We start from the raw sequence: 19,399 nt of genomic DNA on the forward strand, positions 1-19,399 counted from the left end.
GCCTCAATATTCCACCGGCAGAATCCGGCCGGCCGCATCTCGAAGCAGATTTTTAATTTGACGCTGCGAATCCAAGGTCGCCACTTTTCGGGCCAGCAGATTGCACTCCTCAATGGTAACCGAGCAGACAATCTTTTTGACCTCCGGAATCAGCGGCGGAGCCATCGACAGCATTCGAACCCCCATCCCCAACAGAAGCATCACAAATTCCGGTTCCGAAGCCATTTCTCCGCAGACACTCAGCCCGATGCCGGCTTTGTTGGCATCGTGAATCACGCTGCGAATCAGATACAGCACCGCCGGTTCCGCCGCCGAGTACATTGTGGAAACATGCTCATTGCCCCGGTCCACTGCCAGCGTGTACTGAATCAAATCATTGGTGCCGATACTGAAAAAATCACTCTCCGTAGCCAGGAGCCCCGCCGTCAGTGCCGAACTGGGCGTCTCAATCATAATCCCCACCGGCATCTGCGCATTGTACGGAACGCCGTACTCATCCAAATCCTCCATCACATCCCGCAGAATCATCTTCGCCTGGCGCAGCTCCTGCATCGTTGTTATCAGCGGAAACATCACCCGCACATCCCCCAGCGTTGAAGCACGAAGAATCGCACGCAGCTGCGTTTTAAACAGGGGCAGGTTCTGCAGACAGTACCGAATCGACCGAAGCCCCAGCACCGGATTGGCCTCCTGCGGATGGCGGTTGGTATGCGGCACCTTGTCCGCACCCAAATCCATCGTCCGGATAACGATGGGCTTGCCGTTCATCAGCCGTGCCACTTCCGAATACGCATGGTAATGGTCATCCTCCGTCGGCTCGGTGCCGCCGTACAGATACAAAAACTCCGTCCGATACAGCCCGATGCCCTGACCGCCCTTCTGCAGGACTACCTCCGCTTCATCCGGAAACTCGACATTGCCCAGCAGGGTAATCGGCACACCGTCCCGCGTAACAGCCGGGATATCCCGAAAACCGTCCAGTTCATGCTCAAACTCCGTGAAACGCCGGGCATGGGCACGATACTCCTCCAGCGTGGCCTCATCCGGGTCGATGACCACCACTCCCCGATTGCCGTCAATAATCACCGTGCTCTGAGCCGTCACGCAGCTCATCAAATCCTCCAGAGCCACCACGGCCGGAATTCCAAGCGAACGAGCAATGATCGCCGTATGACTGGTCCGTCCCCCTCGCTCTGTCGCAAACCCCTTCACAAAAGTTTTGTTGAAACTGGCCGTCTGGGTCGGTGCCAGGTCATGGGCTACAATAACTACCTCTTCCCGCAGATGCTCCACCTCTTCAGCCACCTTGCCCAGCAGATGCGTCAGCAGACGGCGTTCAATATCATAAATATCCGCCGCACGCTCGCTGATGTACACATCGTCAACCTTCTCAAAGTGCGAAGCAATCTCCCGCAGAATCGCCGAAACAGCATACTCCGCCGTCACCAGTTCCTTCTCAATGTAATCCGTAACCCGCTTAAGAAACCGCTTATCCCGAAGGAAACGCATATGCACGGCGAAAATGTCCCGAATCGAGCCCTCCTCGATTCGCTTGGCCGTCTGAATCTGGTCCAGCTCCCGAATGGCGTCCGCAAACGCAAGCCGAACCCGCTTAATTTCCCCGGCACGCTGAGAGGCCATAATCGAGCGACGGGGAATTCGGTAATCCTTCGAATCAATCACCATCGCCCGGGCAATCGCAATGCCCGGTGAAACGGCTATTCCTTTTCGCAGTTCCATTTCGGCAGGTTATCCTTCCTTCTTGGCTTCCGCTGGTTTGGACGTTGGAGGAAAATTCTTGGCCACCAGTTCTCCCAGAGCTGCAACCGCATCCGAAGCATCCGGTCCGACAGCCCGTATTTTCAGACGACTGCCGCATGCGGCCGCCAAAAGCGTCATTTCCATCACGCTCTTGGCATCCGCCTGAACCGAACCGTGAGAAACCGTAATGGCAGAGCGAAACCGGCTGGCTACATCGACAAACTGAACCGCAGGCCGCAAATGCAGACCTTCCTCATTTTGAATCTCCACCTCAATTTCCGCAACCGGTTCACTCACAGCACATTCGCCTCTTTCGGAATATCTTGTCTTCGCTTCGACCAACTGTCTAAATGCTCGGATCAACTTGCATCTCGAATCACTTCCGCAATCTCCTCCACCGTCTGCGCCTGACGAAGAAATCGGCGAAAATCATCCTGATTCAGATTTCGGAAGAGAATCTCCATCGCCTGAAGATGCTTATCGGGATTGTCCTTGGGACTAACCAGCAGAAGAACTGTATAAACCGGCTGTTTATCCAGCGACCGAAAGTCAATTCCATGACTGCTGCGTCCGACGGCCGCTACCGGTTCCGTAATCCCGTCCGCTTTGATATGCGGAAGAGCCACACCCTTGCCCATACCGGTACTGGCTTCATTTTCCCGCTGAATAATGGCCCGGATCAATTTTTCCGGGTCATTGCGCCCTAAACAGCCGCTCTGATGAAGAAGTCCTACAAGTTCCCGGATTGCCCCATTGCGGTCCTTGGCCTCCAACTCCGGGACAATCGCCGAAAAACACACAATGTCTGACAATTTCATATTGACTCCTTAACCAAAAGGCTTCTCCGGCATCCGGACAGGTACTTGAACCTGCCGATCGGCGAACGTCTTACGCCACATCTTCACGCTCCGGCTTGCCAAACGGCTCCGGTTCGGAGATTCCGCTTCGTTTATTATCACGCTGTTTTTCTTTTTTCTTTTTCAGTTGACGAACCATCTTATCAAACGCCGCATCCAGAGCCGTATACAGCTCCGGCCGCATCTCTTTGGCCGCGATCAGGGCCTCATGTTCCACATGGGCAATAACTTCAACTGTAAAATTCGGACCTTCTCCCTCCTCAACAAGCACTTCTACACGGGCGATATTGCTGTGAAACCGCGGCAGTTTATCCGCGCGTTTCTTCGCATGCTCTCGAATGGCATCGGTAATTTCAATATGTCGTCCGGTAATCGTAAAAAGCATCGACATCCCCTTATCCATAAAAAGTTTCCATTATGGTACCGCCTGTTTTTCACGTTCTTCCTGCAGGGCCTGCTGAAATGCCCGATGTTCTGTAGGCGTAATCACACCGCCGCTGATCACAAATCGAAGAGCTTCCTCTATCGTCAAATCAATCTCGATTACGTCTTCCCTCGGCACCGTAACTACATATCCGGTAAACGGGGTCGGCGAGGATGGTACAAACACCGTCAGATACCCTCTCGGATTGTTCCGAGTCAACCCCTGAAGCCCCTGTCCTGTCACAAGCCCCAGCGACCAGATACCCTTGCGAGGATATTCCACAGCAACGACTCGGTTGAAAGACAGCTCTTTGCGAATCAGAAAGAAATCGGTCACCTGTTTGATATACGGATAAACCTGCTTAATCAGAGGGATTTTGAAAAAAATCTTTTCAAAAAAATGCCACAGCGTTCGGCCGGCCATACTGGCAAGAAAGGCCCCGAGAATAACCACCCCAATAATGGTAATAATAAAACCGGAGATTTTGCCCGGACCATACACCTAGAAGGATTCCAGGAACTCCCTCTCCCATTCCGGATTCAGATGCAAAAGAACCCATACCAATGCCTTATTGACATAAATACTGATTTTGTCCTGGATAAAGATATAACACTGGACAAAAATCCAAATGGTCAGGATTGTCGGCAGCAAAGCCGCCATCCCCCTGAAAAAATAGGTCCTGAAGTTTCGCAATGCCTGCATGTCCGGTTTCTACCCTAACCATCCCGGGTCGGGCCGAAAAGTTTATAACAATCACGACGGCCGTGACAGTTTTCGTTCTGCTTCCCTGCCCCACTTTGTCCGACAGGGTTTTCCTGAACAACAGTCCAGTGGTGCTCGAAGGTCCAAAGGACTCGCAACTCTTTGTCTCGCAATGGGCTGAATGTATCCAAACTATTCCGGTACGTCAATAAAAATATGCTCTTTCATCTTGGGCAGATAGTCTGCTTTTAAGTGAACAAAGACACCGGGAATCGAACCGAACAAAAAAAGAGCCCTTTGGCAAACAGCCAAAGCCGCAGCCGACTCCGCACTGGCCCCTGCTGAGTTCACAAAAAGCAGAACAACTCCTCCTTCCAGAATGCCCAGACCCGCAATACTCACAGGAATAACCCCGATTACCCATACCAGCGGGAAAAAGACAAAATAATGCTTTAACTGCCCGCTGACCCCTAAATCCATCCCAATCAGCCAGAAACTTACAAAAGTCAGACTTTGAAAAAGAACCGTAATAAAAACCGTAAGAGGAAAGAGCCACCACTTTTTGAAATAAACAGAGATAATCTCTCTGGTATAAAGGAAAAATTTCCACCCTATTTTTTTTAGAAATTTGAAGAATTGAGTAAATCGGTCCCTCGTCCTCCGGCTGAATAAACAAAAAACCAACAGAAGCACCAAAACGGCAAGGAGAACATAAATCCATATTTGATAAGAGCTTATTTTCCATGAAAGCTCTTCTCTTCTCCCACCCAAAAGAGACCGGCCCCTAAAAAAGACAAAGAAGGAGACTGCGGCAATCAGGGCTGTAGAAAACAAACCGGTAAATCGGTCCGCAAAAACACTCAGTGCAGACAACGCCCGTTTATCCGTGTGACGGGTAACATACCAGGCCCGGATGAAATCTCCGCCTGTTGAACTCGGCAGAAAACCGCTGAAAAAAAGTCCATGAAAATGAAGCCGGACCGCCGATCGAAGCGGAATCGGAATCCCTAAAGCCCGAAGAAGAATCCACCAACGGAACGCCATCCCCCCCTCAGTAAGAATCTTAACAGCCGCTGCAGTCCAGATTACCCACCCTCTTAAATGCCTGAAAGACGCAATAAACTGTTGATAATCCAGATTTTTAAAAATCAAAAAACAGGCGGCTGCGACCACAAAGAGCCGAAGGAACAAATGAATCCGCTTTCGTACCTTTTGCTTCCTTTCTTCCAACAATGAATCTTCCTGATAAATGCTTGTTTTTGCTTATCATAACCGGTAAAACAAACAACAACAAGACGTTCAGAAAAAACCTTTTGTCTTTGGAAAGGATTAAACCCTGTGGCAGCAGACATTCACCTGGAAGAAGGTCTCCAATTCACTCCTCGTTTCGATGCAAACGGTCTGATCACAGCGATAGCCCAAGATGCCCGGACCGGACAGATTTTGATGGTTGCCTATATGAATGAAGAGGCCCTTAAGCTGACTATTCAGACCGGAAATGCCGTTTATTACAGCCGCTCCAGAAAAAAACTCTGGAAAAAAGGGGAAGAAAGCGGGCACGTCCAAAAAGTCCTTCAGATTCTAACCGATTGCGACCAGGATTGTCTTCTTCTGAAAGTGGAAGTAAATCAAGGACAATGCCATGTCGGTTATCAATCCTGTTTTTATCGGGCCTTGAAAAAAGGAACCTCTGATCAGCTTGAGTTTGTAGCTCAAAAGGTCTACGACCCGAAAGCAACATACAAAAAATAGGTGGTTTCCAAATAGTTTTTTAACATCTTCTTAATCATAACCAAACAATCTGAAAGTAAATGGGGACATGAAAAAACCTAAATTCGAGGAAACAAGATGGTTCCCAAAAAGATTTTGATTGTAGAAGATGAAGAAGATGTTCAGGAACTGATTCAATACAATCTCCGGAAAAACGGTTTTCTTTGCGAATCTGCATTAGATGGGAAAACTGCGTTAATGAAGGCAGATACATATAAACCGGACCTTGTATTGCTTGATTTAATGCTCCCCCGCATTGACGGTCTTCAAGTATGTCGAAGTCTCAAGAGCAGCAACACTCTGTCAAAGATTCCCGTCATCATCTTAACCGCAAAAGGAACAGAATCGGATGTGGTGGCCGGGTTAGAGGCAGGAGCTGATGACTACATTACCAAGCCGTTTAGTCCTCAAGTTCTCTTGGCCCGCATTAAAGCCGTGCTTCGCCGAGCGGAAGCACCACCGCCAAGCGAGAAAACAATAATCAGAATACACAATATCGAAATAGATCCAGGACGCCATCGTACTTTTGTAAATGGAAAAGAAGTGGAGCTGACTTCTACAGAATTCAAGATGCTTCACTTTCTGGCTGCTCGTCCCGGCTGGGTCTTTACGCGCTATCAGATTGTCGATGCTGTACACGGCCCGGATTATCCTGTCACTGACCGTTCAGTCGATGTTCAAATCGTCGGCCTGCGAAAAAAACTCGGTAAGGCCGGCGACCTGATTGAAACGGTTCGGGGAGTCGGTTATCGTTTTCGGGAGGAAAACTGAACGCTCTTTATGGCCAAACGGCGGGCTCTTCTCTGGCAGATTTATCCGGCAGTTCTTGTCCTTCTGCTGCTTTTTCTGGTTGTTCTCTACGGGCTGCTCTCGGATATCCTCACAAAAAAACTGCTTGAAGAAAAGAAAAGTGAATTGCTGATTCGGGCGGCTTTTGTGCAGTCCGTGCTCGCCCCGTTCGCAAAAGAACCGCTCGAGCCGCCTGCCATTGACCGCCTTTGCAAAACACTCAGTCATCAGACCTCAACACGAATCACCATTATCAGCCCTGACGGCAAGGTTTGGGGAGAATCCGACAAAGACCCCGCCTCTATGGAAAACCACCTTTCCAGACCGGAAATCCAGCAGGCCCTCCGCGGACAGACCGGATTTGACATCCGTTCAAGCAGCACGCTCCGTGAGCGCTTTTTGTATGCAGCCATTCCCTATGCTCCGAATAACCAACTCCTCTTTTTCATACGGACGGCCGCTTCCATTCACCAAATCGATCAAATGCTTGTCCATCTTCGCCGCAAGATGCTTCTGGCGGGCTTCCCGGCTGCTGTGCTGCTCGCTTTGCTGCTTTGGTTTGTCTGCTGGCATCTTACCCGACCGCTGAAGAAAATGGAGGCCGCCGCCAAACAGCTGGCCGAAGGGGATTTGACCGTCCGTCTGCCGATGGCTGCAACACGGGAGTTTACCTCTTTAGCCAAAGCGATGAACAAAATGGCCGAAGAGCTGATTCGGCGTCTGGATACTATTACGGCCCAACGGAACGAACAGCAGGCCGTTTTAACCAGCATGAGTGAAGGTGTCCTGGCAATCGATACACAAAACCGCTGTATCAGTATTAACAATGCGGCCTGCCGTCTTCTCCAAATCTCCGCTGCAGAGCCGGTCGGACGAACCATAGCCGAAATCATCCGAAATACACAGTTCCAAGACTTTGTCCAAAAAGCCCTTTCCAGTCCTGAATCGCTCGAAGAACATCTGACAGTTCACGAAACAGACCAATCCCGTTCCATCCAGGTTCGCAGCAGCGCCCTGAAAGATCGCGCTGAAAAGCGATTTGGTACCCTCTTCGTCCTTAACGATATTACCGACATCTACAAAGCCCAGCGGGTCAAAACCGACTTCGTCGCCAATGTCACTCACGAGCTGAAAACCCCCGTTACCAGTATTAAGGGCTTCATTGAAACGCTGCTTGACGGGGCCAAAGACAATCCGGAAGACCTTCAGCGTTTTCTGGAAATCATGCGGCGTCAGACAGAACGGCTGAATTCAATCATTGAAGACCTTCTGACGCTCTCTGATATCGAACAGCAGGCGGACAAATCCTCAATATCTATGCAGAAAACCGCGATTTTGCCCCTGCTGAAGGAAGCTGCGGAATGCTGCCGGCACCAGGCGGAACGCAAAAAAATCGCCCTGCAAATTGACTGCCGGCCGGATTTAACGGCAAATGTAAACCCCTCTCTCTTCATCCAGGCCCTTGTCAACCTGATTGATAATGCTGTGAAATACAGCGAAGAGACCTCCTCCGTTTTTATCCGCGCCTTTGCCGAAAAACAAACAATCTGCATCGAAGTGCAGGACTACGGCTGCGGAATTGCCAAAGAACACCTGCCGCGGCTCTTTGAGCGTTTCTACCGGGCAGACAAAGCCCGCAGCCGCTCATTAGGCGGAACAGGCCTCGGGCTGGCTATTGTCAAACACATTGTACAGGCACACGGCGGTTCTGTCCGAGTGGAAAGTACGGTAGGCAGAGGAAGCACCTTTTCCATTTTCCTCCCTTTTGCCCCAGAACTCTTTTAGGGGGTTTCGCCCCCTGTTTTCACTCCAGCATCATCGCTTCATCTTTTTTCGGACTCGAAAAAAGAGCAAATTGTTTCTTTATCAAATCCTTGCAAACCCTCCGGATTTTCCCCCAAGAAAATTCAGAAAAAAAGGAAATTTGCCGATAATCTTTTATCCGAGAAAGGCTGTGTCTTTGAAAACGGAGTCTGAGATTTCTTCTGAAACCAATCCAGCGTGTCTTCAAGCGGTTTGAACACGCACCTATTCCTTTATGTGGAGGTACAGTTATGACAGGAAAATGGAAATGGACATGGACGGCGGTTTTCGCAGTTCTGCTGTTCGGCACCGCCTGGGCCGATGAAATCAGCGAACTGCGAAAAGAACAGGAAAAACTGTACAACCAGCTGGCCGAAATGAACAACCGCCTGCTCAAAATGGAGGCTGCTCAAAAAGAACAGGCCCAAAAGCTTGCCAAAGTAGAGGAAAGCGGCGGTTTTGAAATCCCCGAGACGCTCAGCTGGCTGGAAAAAATCAAACTTTACGGGGATTTCCGCTACCGGTATGAATGCCGTGACCGGGATTGGAGGTCTGATCCGAAGGATGACCGTCACCGCATTCGTGCCCGCGTTGGTGTGCAGTTCCAAATTAATGAGGAATATCTCTTCGACTTCCGTGTAGCCACCTCGGAATTCCTCAAAGATGAAAATGATGCGATTATCCCGGGTTCTGCCGCCAATGCCGCCAACCAGACTCTCGGCGACTACTGGTCCGGCAAAAATCTCTGGGTTGACCGGGCCTACGTGTCTTACACCCCAAAAGCCGTTGAAGGCCTGACCATCGCCGCCGGTAAAATCTACAATCCCTTCTATGTCGGCAAGAGCGATTTGATTTGGGACGGCGATGTCAATCCGGAAGGTATCGCCCTCCAGTACACCAAGCCCTGGACGGAAAAGGATGAGCTGTTTGCAAACGCGTTTGTCGGCTATGTCGAAGAAAACGGCAGTTCAGCCGACAAGCGGATGTTCGGCGGACAAGTCGGCCTGGCCCATACCTTTGAAGACAAATCCAAGGCCACATTTGGTGTGTCCTACTACGACTACTCCAATGTCGAAGGGACCAATCTGCCGGCCATCAATGACCAGGTCATCGACAACGGAGCCGCCGGCAACTCCAATGACGGCTCAAATTACCTCTACGATTATAACCTCGTCAACGCCTTTGGGCAGTATGCCTTTAAACTGGGCAGCTACCCGTTTGCCGCATTCGGCGACTATGTCGTCAACACGGCCTCCGGCGTAAAAGAGGATACGGGCTGGCTGGCAGGGCTAACCTTCAACAAGGCCAAAGACCCGGGGACATGGGATTTCACCTACAGCTATCGCGACCTCGAAGCCGATGCTGTGCTGGGTGCGTTTGCTGATTCCGACTTTGCAGACGGCGGCACCAATGTCAAAGGGCATAAGTTCAACTGGACCTATATGCTCGCCAAAAACACGTCTTTCGGCATCAGCTACTATCTGGCCGACAAGCTGTCGCAAAAGCCCAATGAGGACTACAAGCGAATCCAGTTTGATTTCGTCGTGAAATTCTGATTTTCACGACCTCCTAACCGTTTCCTAACGAAACACTAACAAACGTCCTGTAGAGTACCATGTGTGCTTTACAGGACGTTTACTTTTTAAACAATAATGGAAAGGGAAAAAAAGATGACGGTTCGGTCTGGAAAAACAGTTCTGTTCTTCATCGGACTCACCCTGTGGGCGGCCCAGCCGGTTTTGGCCGCAGAGGGCAAAACCCTTCAGATTGACGGGTCCACCACCGTAGGTCCGCTCGGAGACGCCTTTGCAGAAGTCTTTAAAGAGCTCCACCCGGACGTTTCCATCACCGTAAAAAAAACCGGAAGCGGTGACGGGGCGGCAGCTCTGATCGACGGTCGATGTGATATTGCGATGATGAGCCGATTTATGAAAGATAAGGAATTCCAGCAGGCCGTTGAAAAAGGGGTTTTCCCCGTAGCGCATGTAATAGCAATGGACGGAGTCTGTGTTGTCGTTCATCCCTCCAATCCCATCACCGAACTTCGCACGGAACAGATTCGCGACATTTACATGGGCAAAATCACCAACTGGAAGGAACTGGGCGGCCCGGATATACCGATTGTCCCCGTCAGCCGCGATACCTCCAGCGGCACCTATGAATCGTTCCACTCCCTGGTCATGCACAACGAAAAGATGGCCGCTAACGTCGAGTACGTCAATTCCAATCCGCAGGCCCATGCCCGCGTCCGCAGTACGCCCGGAGCCATCGGCTACGTCGGCATCGGCTTCCTGGATCGCTATGTCAAAGCGCTGAAAGTGGACGGGGTCATGCCGACCCGTTCTACAATTTCCAAAGGGATTTACCCGATCAGCCGGCCTCTGTTTCTCTTCACCAACGGCTATCCCAAACTCGGTTCCATCATCCACGCATTCTGCACCTTTTATCTGACGGAAAAAGGGCAGGAAATCATTGAAGCCAAGGGCTTTGTCCCAGTAACGGAATACTAACCCTCTCATTTTGATTGTTCGGTTCTCTGAATATGACAACAGCAGGCAGTCAATCCGACGCAGCGGTCCAATTCACGCGGCCGCTGCGTCTTACGTTTCGAGACGACCTAAGCAGCACCCTGCTGTCCTGGTTTGTGAAATCTTTTCTGTTTGCCGTCACGTTCTGCTCGGTAGCGGCCGTTTTTCTGATATTCGTTTTTGTCATTCGCCAGGCAGCCCCCTTCTTTGCGGAAAGTGGAATTTCACCCCGAGAGAGAATCACCGAGTTTTTTACCAGTCGGCGCTGGTTTCCTGAACACCAGGTCCATCCGGAATACGGGATTCTGGCTATTATTGCCGGCTCTTTTTATGTCACCATCACCTCTCTGCTAATTGCCGTCCCGACCGGTCTTCTGGCCGCCGTGTTTCTCAGCGACATTGCCTCCTTCCGCATCCGTCAAATCTGCAAGCCGCTCATTGAGATTTTGGCTGCTATTCCTTCTGTGGCCTACGGTGTCTTTGCCGTTATGGTTGCAGCCCCTTGGCTTCAGAAAAAGTTCGAATTCCCAACCGGAACCAATGCCCTGAATGCCTCGATTATTTTGTCGATTATGGCCATGCCGACGATTATCAGTGTAGCTGAAGACGCCCTGACCGCCGTCGGGCGGGAAATTCGCGAGGCCTCTTACGGTCTTGGCGCCACGCGGGCGGAAACCCTTTTGCGGGTTGTTATTCCCGCCGCCCACAGCGGCATTCTGGCCGCCGTAATCCTCGGAATGATGCGTGCCGTCGGAGAAACGATGGTTGTCTGGATGGCCTCCGGCAACGCCACGCAGATTCCCTCTCCGTGGTGGGATTTGTCGCAGTCCGTCCGCACCATGACCGCGACTATTGCCGGCGAACTGGGGGAAGTGCCGCAGGGCACGATTCATTTTCATTCGCTTTTTGCCATCGGCCTGGTATTGCTGATTTTTACATTCTGTCTGAATCTGCTCAGTGAACATTTTATTATGCAAATGAAAAAGCCGAAGCGATGATTCTCTGGCGTCAAATAAAAAATGCGCTCTTTACGGCCCTGTGCAGCGGTTCCGTGCTGTTTCTGGCCGCTACGCTGATGATTTTTCTGCTTCCTATGCTCTGGAAAGGCAGCCAAGCCGTCTTTTTCCGGAAAACCGTCGAATTCGACAAAATGCAGATGGAACTTTTTAAACGGGGCCGCCCGGAGGACCTTGAAAGGATAATAGCCCGAACGAATGCAGCTCGTCAGGAAGCCCTGGCCCTCCTGGAGCATTTCAGCCGGGGGATCGACACCGCTCTCCTGAGTAAAGAAGTCAAAGCGGCTTATCAGCAGTTCGGACGCCATCTTCGCTATCTGGAAGTCTCGAATGACGAGTATGCCCGGCTCCGCGAGCAGGCCAAGGATATTCGCGATGCCTTTCTGCAGGCCCTGGAAACAACAGACAAAACGGAAGCGGAATCCCTGCTGGATACCGTGGATGCCCAGCGGACCAATCCCCGTTTTCAGAACAGCCCATTTGAAGTGGTTTTTTCTCTTTCCGAACAGTATCGGCAGATTCTTGAGGAAATGGACCTGTCCCGCCGCTCTGAATATGCCGCCGAACTGGATATTGTCAAAACAGAAATGCGGAAACTGTTCGGTCCACTGCCCGGAGAATCGATTCCGCCTCTGCCGCAGGACCGTTTCGGAGCAACCCGCTGGGATACCGCACAAAAACATCTGCAATACCTGATTTATCAAACCAAATGGGTTCCCTCCGGCAAGGACGACAACCGGCTGATTCCCCGTCAAATCCGTCGGGATGACCCGGATGAGGGAATTTTTGGAAAAACGGAGCTGGCTCCTCTGTTTTCGATGGTGGAACAAAACCTTGCCGCGATGCTCCAGCCCCGCCCGACGTTCTACTGGCGGTATTTTCTGGACGACAGCACAGCGGGCCATTACTTCGGCGGCGTCGGCCCGGAAGTCCTCGGTACCCTTCTGCTGACCGTTCTTTCCATGTGTTTTGCCGTTCCGCTGGGCGTTCTGTCGGCCGCCTATTTGGTCGAATATGCCGCAGACGGAATCACAACTCGGATCATTCGTACCTGCATCAACACCCTGGCCGGTGTACCCAGTATTGTGTACGGCCTGTTCGGTTTGGCCTTTTTTGTACTGCTGGCCGGCAAACCCAGCATTCTGTCTGCCTCGCTGACGCTGGGACTGCTGGTTCTGCCCGTGATTATTCGGGCCTCTGAAGAAGCCATTCGGGCTGTTCCTCAGTCCTATAAAGAGGCCTCGCTGGCCCTGGGAGCGGGCAAATTCAGGACGTTTCTGACCGTCACCCTGCCGGCCGCCGGTCCGGGCATTTTGACCGGCATCATTCTGAGCTTAAGCCGCGCCGCCGGCGAGACCGCTCCGATTCTCTTTGCCGGAGCCGTCGCGCTGGGGCCGATCCCCGACATCGGCCTTCATCTCCAATGGCTCTTTCAGCCGACCCGCGCTCTTTCCTACGGCTGTTATGACATTACCGTCGGCGACCGGCTGGCCATGCAGGTGCCTCACAACCAGTTTGGAATGGTGATGACGCTGATCCTGCTGGTCCTGCTGCTGAATTCCGCGGCTATTGTCCTGCGATGGCGAATGAGTAAAAAAATGCAAGGGCTTTAAAATGCTGCTTTCCTCGGATAAAATTCAGAAAAAACAACAACCCCAGAGGCCGCACATGGAACGTCTCTCTTCACAGACTGCCGACCGACAGCCGGGTCCTATTCGTCTGGCCGACCCGAACAGAAATCCGGAACTTCAGCAAACCATTCGGCCCGAACGCGTCATCATCCACTCCAGAGATTTCAGTTTTTACTACGGTTCTAAAATCGGTGTCGAAAAGATTACAATGGATATTGAAGCCGGTTCCGTCACCGCCATCATCGGTCCCAGCGGCTGCGGCAAAAGCACGTTCCTCCGCTGCATTAACCGAATGAACGACCTGATTCCAAACACTCGGGCGGAAGGCCTGCTGGCTGTCGGCGGCCAGAATGTCTATGACAAAAACACCAATCTGGTCAACCTCCGTCAGCAGGTCGGCATGGTCTTCCAGAAACCCAATCCCTTCGCCAAAAGCATTTATGATAACGTCGCCTACGGCCCGCGTCTGCAGGGAATCCGGCGGCGTTCCGAACTGGATGCGATTGTTGAACAATGTCTGCGGGATGCAGCCCTCTGGGAGGAGGTCAAAGACGATTTGTCCAAATCCGCCCTGGCCTTGTCCGGCGGACAGCAGCAGCGGCTCTGCATCGCCCGCACACTGGCCAACAAACCCAAAGTCATCCTGATGGACGAGCCCTGTTCCGCTCTTGACCCGCTGGCCACCGCCCGAATCGAAGACCTGATTGCCGCTCTCAAAGGAACCTATACCATTGTGATTGTCACCCACAACATGCAGCAGGCCGCACGCGTCAGCGACCGCACCGCCTTTTTCTGCCTCGGCAAACTCATCGAATACGGCCGAACCGATGTGCTCTTTACCAACCCCGCCAAAAAAGAAACCGAAGACTACATTACAGGCCGATTCGGATAAACGAAAGGAATCCGGACATGTCCGTTCATCTCAAACGCGAAATCGACCATCTCAAGCAAATGCTCCTGGAGCAGTGCTCACGGGTCGAAGAGCATCTTTGGAAATCGGTCAGGGCCGTTGAAACCTGGGACGGAACACTGGCTCGACAGGTTATCGACCGGGACACGGAGATTGACCGCAAGGAAGTCGATATTGAAGAAGAATGCCTGAAGATGCTGGCCCTCTATCAGCCCGTCGCCATCGACCTTCGGTATATTATCACGGCCCTGAAAATCAACAATGACCTGGAACGCATCGGCGACTTAGCCGTGAATATCGCCGAACGGGCCGAATATTTGTCCGCCCATGAACAGATTGAAATTCCCTCCGACCTCGAACGGATGGCGGTAAACAGCCAAGCGATGGTCCGTCAAAGCATCGATGCTCTGGTCAATCTCGACTGCAGCACAGCCCATCGCGTCTGCCAAAGCGATGATGAAGTGGATGCCCTTCATAAATCGATGTATGAGCACATTCAGGAACGAATCCGCCGACGTCCGGAACAGATGGAATCGCTGATGCACCTTCTGTCCGTTTCACGGCATTTGGAACGCATCGCCGACCATGCCACCAACATCGCCGAAGATGTGATTTACCTGGTAGAGGGGCACATCATCCGTCATAAAAAACAGGACCCTCGCTAAAGCGGCTGCTATCGGAGCCATTCACCCGACAAGACAACCCAATCAGCTCCGTCAATCACACCGTCCCGGTTGAAATCGCTGCAGCTGCTTTGCGGTCCCAATCCTTCTGCGAGCCACTGTCCGCAGAACAAAGCCAAATCCTCCAATCCGACCTGACAATCCCCTGACAAATCCGCCAAAGGCCGCTCGGACTGAAGCACAAAATGGCAGGCCGTCAGGGGCGGAATGCTGTAGGAAAATGTATTATTGACAATCGAGGAAACAGGCGTCCGCTCCGTGATGACGGCACTGGAACTGTCAAAGGCCCACACACGACCGGATGTATAAAGGCAGGGGCTGGTAATTGTGAAGCTGCCGCTGATGGGTTCCGTCAAATGTCTGTTCAGAACAATCAAATGTAGCTGATTGTTAATTCCCGAAAACATCGATGCATAAATCGAACTGTTGACTTTATCTGACATCGAAGCGTACACTTTCACATCGCCGAATGTCGAGTTGTTTCCGTCATAATTGCGGTACAGATGAAACGCCGCATTCGTATAGATCCCGTTGCCGCCCCAGTATGTCGCCAGATAGACGCCGTATTTCCCGAATATCCCCAGTACATCCGCCTGAGCAATCCCGCCGGAAATATGATTTTCCCCGCCGTAATTGTATTCCGTAAACGCCAGTTTTGTCCCCGGATAATACGTCTGAATGGAATTGAAAATCTTCGGCAGCAGCGGCAGATAACTGCTGAACCACTGCCCAATCCAGCTGTTTTCAATATACCCGCTGTCCCACAGCGTTCGCGGCGCCTGCATCCGCGTGATATAATTGGTCTCCGTCGCCGCAAAATTAGTAATCCGGACATCATTGTCATCCCGTGCTTCCGGATACCAATGCACATCCAGCACATCCAGCAGCCGCCTCCCGCCGGCCACTTCCGCCGCCTTCATCTGAGCCAGATAATAATCGATAAACCAGGAACAGCTTCCTTTGACGCTGTTCCAGTCCGGTGCATCCTGCAAACTCAAAAACGCCGCAAAGCCATACAGAACCGGCCCGGTAATCTGCGCATACGGGTCCACATCCTTGACCGCCGCCGCCAGCGCCGTACTCCTGCTGATCAGCTCTACACAGCCCACCTTGTTCGGATGAATCCGCGGATGCGTATAGGCCCACAGGGCCGGCTCATTGTCCAGCGAGTAAAACTTGACCCCTGTCGGAGTGTTGGCGTTTCCGAAGGTTGTCACCAGATAATTGACAAATTCATCCATATACACGTAGGCATCCGTCGTATTGGGGCTTCCCGCCGGCACACAAAACGGGGCATTCTTCTTATAAACGACCTCTTTCCAGCGGGAGGAGGGGGCCGTTTGAGCTTCCGTGACCGTCCCCCAGTCATCCGCCGACACATACCCGGCCATCTGGAGCGTCAGAACCGATGCGCGTCCGGCATTGATATCGGCCTGCCGAAAATCCGCATAGACCTTGCCGGGTATCAGCTGCTGATTCCACGGCAGATAGCTGGACATATACCGGTCGCTTGAATGATTCCAGTCGCTGCCTGCATTGGAAAAATTGTTCTCCCAGTTATACCCCGTTGTGCGGTTGCCTCCCATCCGCCGAACCGTCAGATTCCCGCATGTTACGTGGTCGAAATTGGCCCCGTAAATATAGGGACTGATCATCGCCCGCTCTTTTTCCGTTTGTATCGTATAATTGACCACAATCGCTCCCGCAGCCGCTCCAGACACTGTCCAGAAACAGAGCACCTTCCAAATCAATGTTCTCATTACAGGTCTCCTGTCATTCCTGCTTTAATCCTGCCAATCTGCTGAAATATCCGCCAGCTCCGACATCTCGTAAGGATTCAGCCATCCTGACGCCAAAACCGCTAAGTCCTCCAGATTCACCTGACAATCCAAATTCAAATCTCCATATGCACAAATCGTCGGCAAGGTCAGCTCAATATAATCAAAATACATCCACCCCCAGAATTTCTCAATCGCAATCGTATTGCTGCCTGCCGACAGCCCGACCTCTACCGTCTTCGTCAGCCAGGTTTGGGTCTGTGCATCATCAAAAACCAGCAGCATCTGCGGACCGCCGTTAATCCGCAGATACTGTGTTTTCGGCGTTCCATAATAAAGATTGTACCGAACGGTCATCGGATATGTCCCTGAAGCAGGCACCTGAACCGTCCAGGTAATCGTCCCATCCTCCGTCATTCGAAGATACTGACCGCCGCCGGCCGAGGAGGAACTGCGGACAACAATCGTACCTGTATAAACAGCCGCCTCGGCCTCATATCGCTGCGGCTGCACGCCGACACTGCCGCCCGACCGAAGGAGGACTGCTTCCGAAGTCCCCTTCAGATTCTCGCTGTCTGTCGCACGAGCCGTCAGGGAATAGGTCCCCTCCGGCACACCGCTCCAGAGAAACTGATACGGGCTTTGGGTATCCTCCCCTAATTTCGTGGCTCCCTCATAGAACTCCACCTTCACAATCGAGCCGTCGGAATCCTCCGCCTCCGCCTCCAGAGTCAGATTGACATTCGCCGGGATTCGAATCGGGCCCGCCGGCCAGACCATTCGGCACACCGGCGGCAGCGGGTCTCCTTCCAGACGAATCAGAATATCCTCCGGATGGGCCGACGAAACCGCCAGAATATGTTCAAGCATTTGACTTTGAGGAACCGTATCCGTCCACGACCATGCCAGCGCCCCCGCATAGCCGTTTTGATAAAGGGTCTCATAGGACTGGCCTGTACAATACGTACAGTTTGGATAAAACTCCGCAATCACCAGCGGCTTATCCAGCCCCCAATACGAAGCCGGATGCAGAAACGGCGAATGAGCCGCTCCCGCCCAGTCATAATAATGAATGCAGTAAAAATCCAGCGTCCCGTCCGCGTCCCCGCCGGCGGCAATCAGCCGTGCATCCGTATAATAATTGGTATGCCCGTCCACATCTGTTCCCGCCTGCATATCCCAGCAGCCGCTGGTCACCGGCACTCCCGGCGCCGCCCGATGAATCGCCCCCGCACATCGATTGACAAAAGCCTGAATCGCCGACATCGGAACCCGCCGTATCCCCGACCAGCCGAACTCATTGCTCATTCCTTCCGGCTCATTAAAAATCTCCCACGCCAGAATCGCCGGATGCCCCGCCAGAGCCGATACCATCGGAATCAGTGCATTATCAATGTAGGTCTGCCGATACGTCGGGTCCGTCAGAATCGCCATCGACCGGTCCGTAATCGTCGTCCCATAGGATTCCCGCAGCATATCAAACGACCACAGACACAGCATCAGAGAAATCCGATGCTCCCACGCCAAATCCAGAATCGCTTCCAAATCCGCAATGGTATTCGCTCCGGGTCCCGTCACCGTAAAGCCGTCCCAGGCCGGGGTATTGGCTCCGTTGGTATGCAGCCACAGCCGCATACAGTTTGCCCCGCTGGACTCCAGCTGCGAAAACACACTCTCAAAATGAGCCAAATCCGGGGTAGCAGGGTTCGGCCCGATATCGTCGGCAAAATGGTGCCAGGCCAGATTCAGCCCGTTCAGAAACAAACTCTGATTGTGAAAAGGAATTCGAGAAAACTCCGCCCCGCTTATGGACTGCAGCGACAAAACAACTCCGATAAACCAAGAACCCGCGTACTTCATCAACGGCCCTCCGGGGGCATCTGCGCAGGCAAAAAAGGGCCGCCGGACTGATTTCTTCGGCGGCCCTTTCGTCCACCCCAATCAACAATTCCTCTTTCCCTTCGGCCTTTATTGCCTCTTGCGAAGCAGCGGCAGGGCTCCCAGACCCAGCAAAGCAATCGTGGTCGGCTCCGGAATCAGCTGGATATTGTCAATATAGAAATTCCCGGCGCCGGCAACAGGATTCTGCTGGAAGGAAATCACAATCTGGAACCAGTTGAGGGCATTGTAACTGGGAATTTCCAGCCGATAACTCTTGAAAGCATCGCCGGCCCAGGGCCCCCAGTCGGTCGAGGTCGGCAGTCCCGTCAGCCGGTCCACGGCCGTCGCTGTGGTCCATTCCTGCCAGCCGCTGTCGCTGTTAAAGGCAATCTTGTCAGCAACCTTGGTCCAGTTGTTGCCCGACCACTCATTGGCATACATCGTCACATCGAAGGTCAGAATCACGTTGTTCATCAGTCCCGGGGCCGAGGGTGCACTCCACATCATTTTCCAATATCCGCCGTCGGAAAGTTTCACAGCAACGCTGTTGTTTCCCCGCGTAACCGTTCCCGGCACTGAACCAATCGTAAACGAAGCTCCGCCTTCCCAGCTCGGACCCCAGTTATCCATCCCGGCTTCAAAATCGCCGATCACCACGGCCTGGCCGACGGAGACAATCCCCATCGCAAACAACATCAGCAAACATTTCTTCATCTTATCCTTCTCCTTTCTTAGAACCTAATTGAATTCGAATCATTCTCGACTGCCGTAAACACCCTCACACACTCTCACACGCACACTTTTTTAAACCTTCCGAACCCGAAACACAGAAGGCGAGGGCCCTGCCTTTCCGGCAGCAAGACCCT

The 19,399-nt window shown here is 52.3% G+C and carries 19 protein-coding genes; 9 read left to right on the forward strand and 10 right to left on the reverse strand.

Going from position 1 to position 19,399, the window contains the following annotated elements; translation table 11 throughout:
• Positions 1 to 3: 3 nt before the first annotated feature.
• From ptsP to PKY88_06045, 7 genes are all read right to left on the reverse strand, one after another.
• The gene (ptsP, locus tag PKY88_06015) at positions 4 to 1,740 is read right to left on the reverse strand and encodes a phosphoenolpyruvate--protein phosphotransferase (protein ID HOQ04749.1); all 1,737 of its coding nucleotides are present in this window, start codon (positions 1,738 to 1,740) and stop codon (positions 4 to 6) included.
• A gap of 9 nt (positions 1,741 to 1,749) precedes the next feature.
• Positions 1,750 to 2,058: an HPr family phosphocarrier protein gene (locus PKY88_06020; protein ID HOQ04750.1), complete on the reverse strand. Its 309-nt coding sequence runs from the start codon at positions 2,056 to 2,058 to the stop codon at positions 1,750 to 1,752.
• 62 nt (positions 2,059 to 2,120) lie between these two features.
• Positions 2,121 to 2,579, reverse strand: coding sequence for a PTS sugar transporter subunit IIA (locus PKY88_06025; GenBank protein HOQ04751.1), 459 nt, complete (start codon positions 2,577 to 2,579; stop codon positions 2,121 to 2,123).
• A 70-nt stretch (positions 2,580 to 2,649) separates the two neighbouring features.
• Positions 2,650 to 3,021, reverse strand: a complete 372-nt coding sequence (raiA, locus tag PKY88_06030) for a ribosome-associated translation inhibitor RaiA (protein HOQ04752.1) — start codon at positions 3,019 to 3,021, stop codon at positions 2,650 to 2,652.
• Positions 3,022 to 3,033: 12 nt separating this feature from the next.
• Positions 3,034 to 3,543, reverse strand: coding sequence for a DUF502 domain-containing protein (locus tag PKY88_06035; GenBank protein ID HOQ04753.1), 510 nt, complete (start codon positions 3,541 to 3,543; stop codon positions 3,034 to 3,036).
• A complete protein-coding gene (locus PKY88_06040) occupies positions 3,544 to 3,702 on the reverse strand; it encodes a hypothetical protein (GenBank protein HOQ04754.1) in 159 nt (52 codons plus the stop codon). It abuts the gene before it with no gap.
• Positions 3,703 to 3,936: 234 nt separating this feature from the next.
• Positions 3,937 to 4,935, reverse strand: coding sequence for a lysylphosphatidylglycerol synthase transmembrane domain-containing protein (locus tag PKY88_06045; protein HOQ04755.1), 999 nt, complete (start codon positions 4,933 to 4,935; stop codon positions 3,937 to 3,939).
• Positions 4,936 to 5,082: 147 nt separating this feature from the next.
• On the opposite strand from PKY88_06045, the gene hisI reads away from it, so the two are divergent.
• The 9 genes from hisI (at position 5,083) to phoU (ending at position 14,856) form a co-directional block, all read left to right on the forward strand.
• The gene (gene hisI / locus PKY88_06050) at positions 5,083 to 5,496 is read left to right on the forward strand and encodes a phosphoribosyl-AMP cyclohydrolase (protein ID HOQ04756.1); all 414 of its coding nucleotides are present in this window, start codon (positions 5,083 to 5,085) and stop codon (positions 5,494 to 5,496) included.
• 96 nt (positions 5,497 to 5,592) lie between these two features.
• Complete coding sequence (locus tag PKY88_06055; protein HOQ04757.1) at positions 5,593 to 6,285, forward strand: response regulator; 693 nt, start codon at positions 5,593 to 5,595, stop codon at positions 6,283 to 6,285.
• A gap of 9 nt (positions 6,286 to 6,294) precedes the next feature.
• Positions 6,295 to 8,088, forward strand: coding sequence for an ATP-binding protein (locus PKY88_06060; protein HOQ04758.1), 1,794 nt, complete (start codon positions 6,295 to 6,297; stop codon positions 8,086 to 8,088).
• A 269-nt stretch (positions 8,089 to 8,357) separates the two neighbouring features.
• Positions 8,358 to 9,662 carry a putative porin gene (locus tag PKY88_06065; GenBank protein HOQ04759.1) on the forward strand — a complete coding sequence of 435 codons (1,305 nt, stop codon included), beginning with the start codon at positions 8,358 to 8,360 and terminating at the stop codon, positions 9,660 to 9,662.
• Positions 9,663 to 9,776: 114 nt separating this feature from the next.
• Positions 9,777 to 10,616: a phosphate ABC transporter substrate-binding protein gene (locus tag PKY88_06070; protein ID HOQ04760.1), complete on the forward strand. Its 840-nt coding sequence runs from the start codon at positions 9,777 to 9,779 to the stop codon at positions 10,614 to 10,616.
• A 32-nt stretch (positions 10,617 to 10,648) separates the two neighbouring features.
• Entirely contained in the window at positions 10,649 to 11,632 is a 984-nt protein-coding gene (gene pstC, locus PKY88_06075) for a phosphate ABC transporter permease subunit PstC (protein ID HOQ04761.1), read from the forward strand.
• A complete protein-coding gene (gene pstA / locus PKY88_06080; GenBank protein ID HOQ04762.1) occupies positions 11,629 to 13,263 on the forward strand; it encodes a phosphate ABC transporter permease PstA in 1,635 nt (544 codons plus the stop codon). Before pstC ends, pstA begins: the two co-directional genes overlap by 4 nt.
• Before the next feature lie 55 nt (positions 13,264 to 13,318).
• Complete coding sequence (pstB, locus tag PKY88_06085; GenBank protein HOQ04763.1) at positions 13,319 to 14,173, forward strand: phosphate ABC transporter ATP-binding protein PstB; 855 nt, start codon at positions 13,319 to 13,321, stop codon at positions 14,171 to 14,173.
• A gap of 17 nt (positions 14,174 to 14,190) precedes the next feature.
• Complete coding sequence (phoU, locus tag PKY88_06090) at positions 14,191 to 14,856, forward strand: phosphate signaling complex protein PhoU (protein ID HOQ04764.1); 666 nt, start codon at positions 14,191 to 14,193, stop codon at positions 14,854 to 14,856.
• Positions 14,857 to 14,864: 8 nt separating this feature from the next.
• Here phoU and PKY88_06095 read toward each other — a convergent pair whose 3' ends face one another.
• The 3 genes from PKY88_06095 to PKY88_06105 form a co-directional block, all read right to left on the reverse strand.
• On the reverse strand, positions 14,865 to 16,634 hold the full coding sequence (locus PKY88_06095; protein HOQ04765.1) for a glycoside hydrolase family 44 protein: 1,770 nt from the start codon (positions 16,632 to 16,634) through the stop codon (positions 14,865 to 14,867).
• 24 nt (positions 16,635 to 16,658) lie between these two features.
• Positions 16,659 to 18,512, reverse strand: coding sequence for a CBM35 domain-containing protein (locus PKY88_06100; protein HOQ04766.1), 1,854 nt, complete (start codon positions 18,510 to 18,512; stop codon positions 16,659 to 16,661).
• A 108-nt stretch (positions 18,513 to 18,620) separates the two neighbouring features.
• Positions 18,621 to 19,247, reverse strand: a complete 627-nt coding sequence (locus PKY88_06105; protein HOQ04767.1) for a PEP-CTERM sorting domain-containing protein — start codon at positions 19,245 to 19,247, stop codon at positions 18,621 to 18,623.
• Positions 19,248 to 19,399: the final 152 nt, after the last annotated feature.

The organism is Anaerohalosphaeraceae bacterium (assembly GCA_035378985.1).
Lineage (GTDB): Bacteria > Planctomycetota > Phycisphaerae > Sedimentisphaerales > Anaerohalosphaeraceae > JAHDQI01.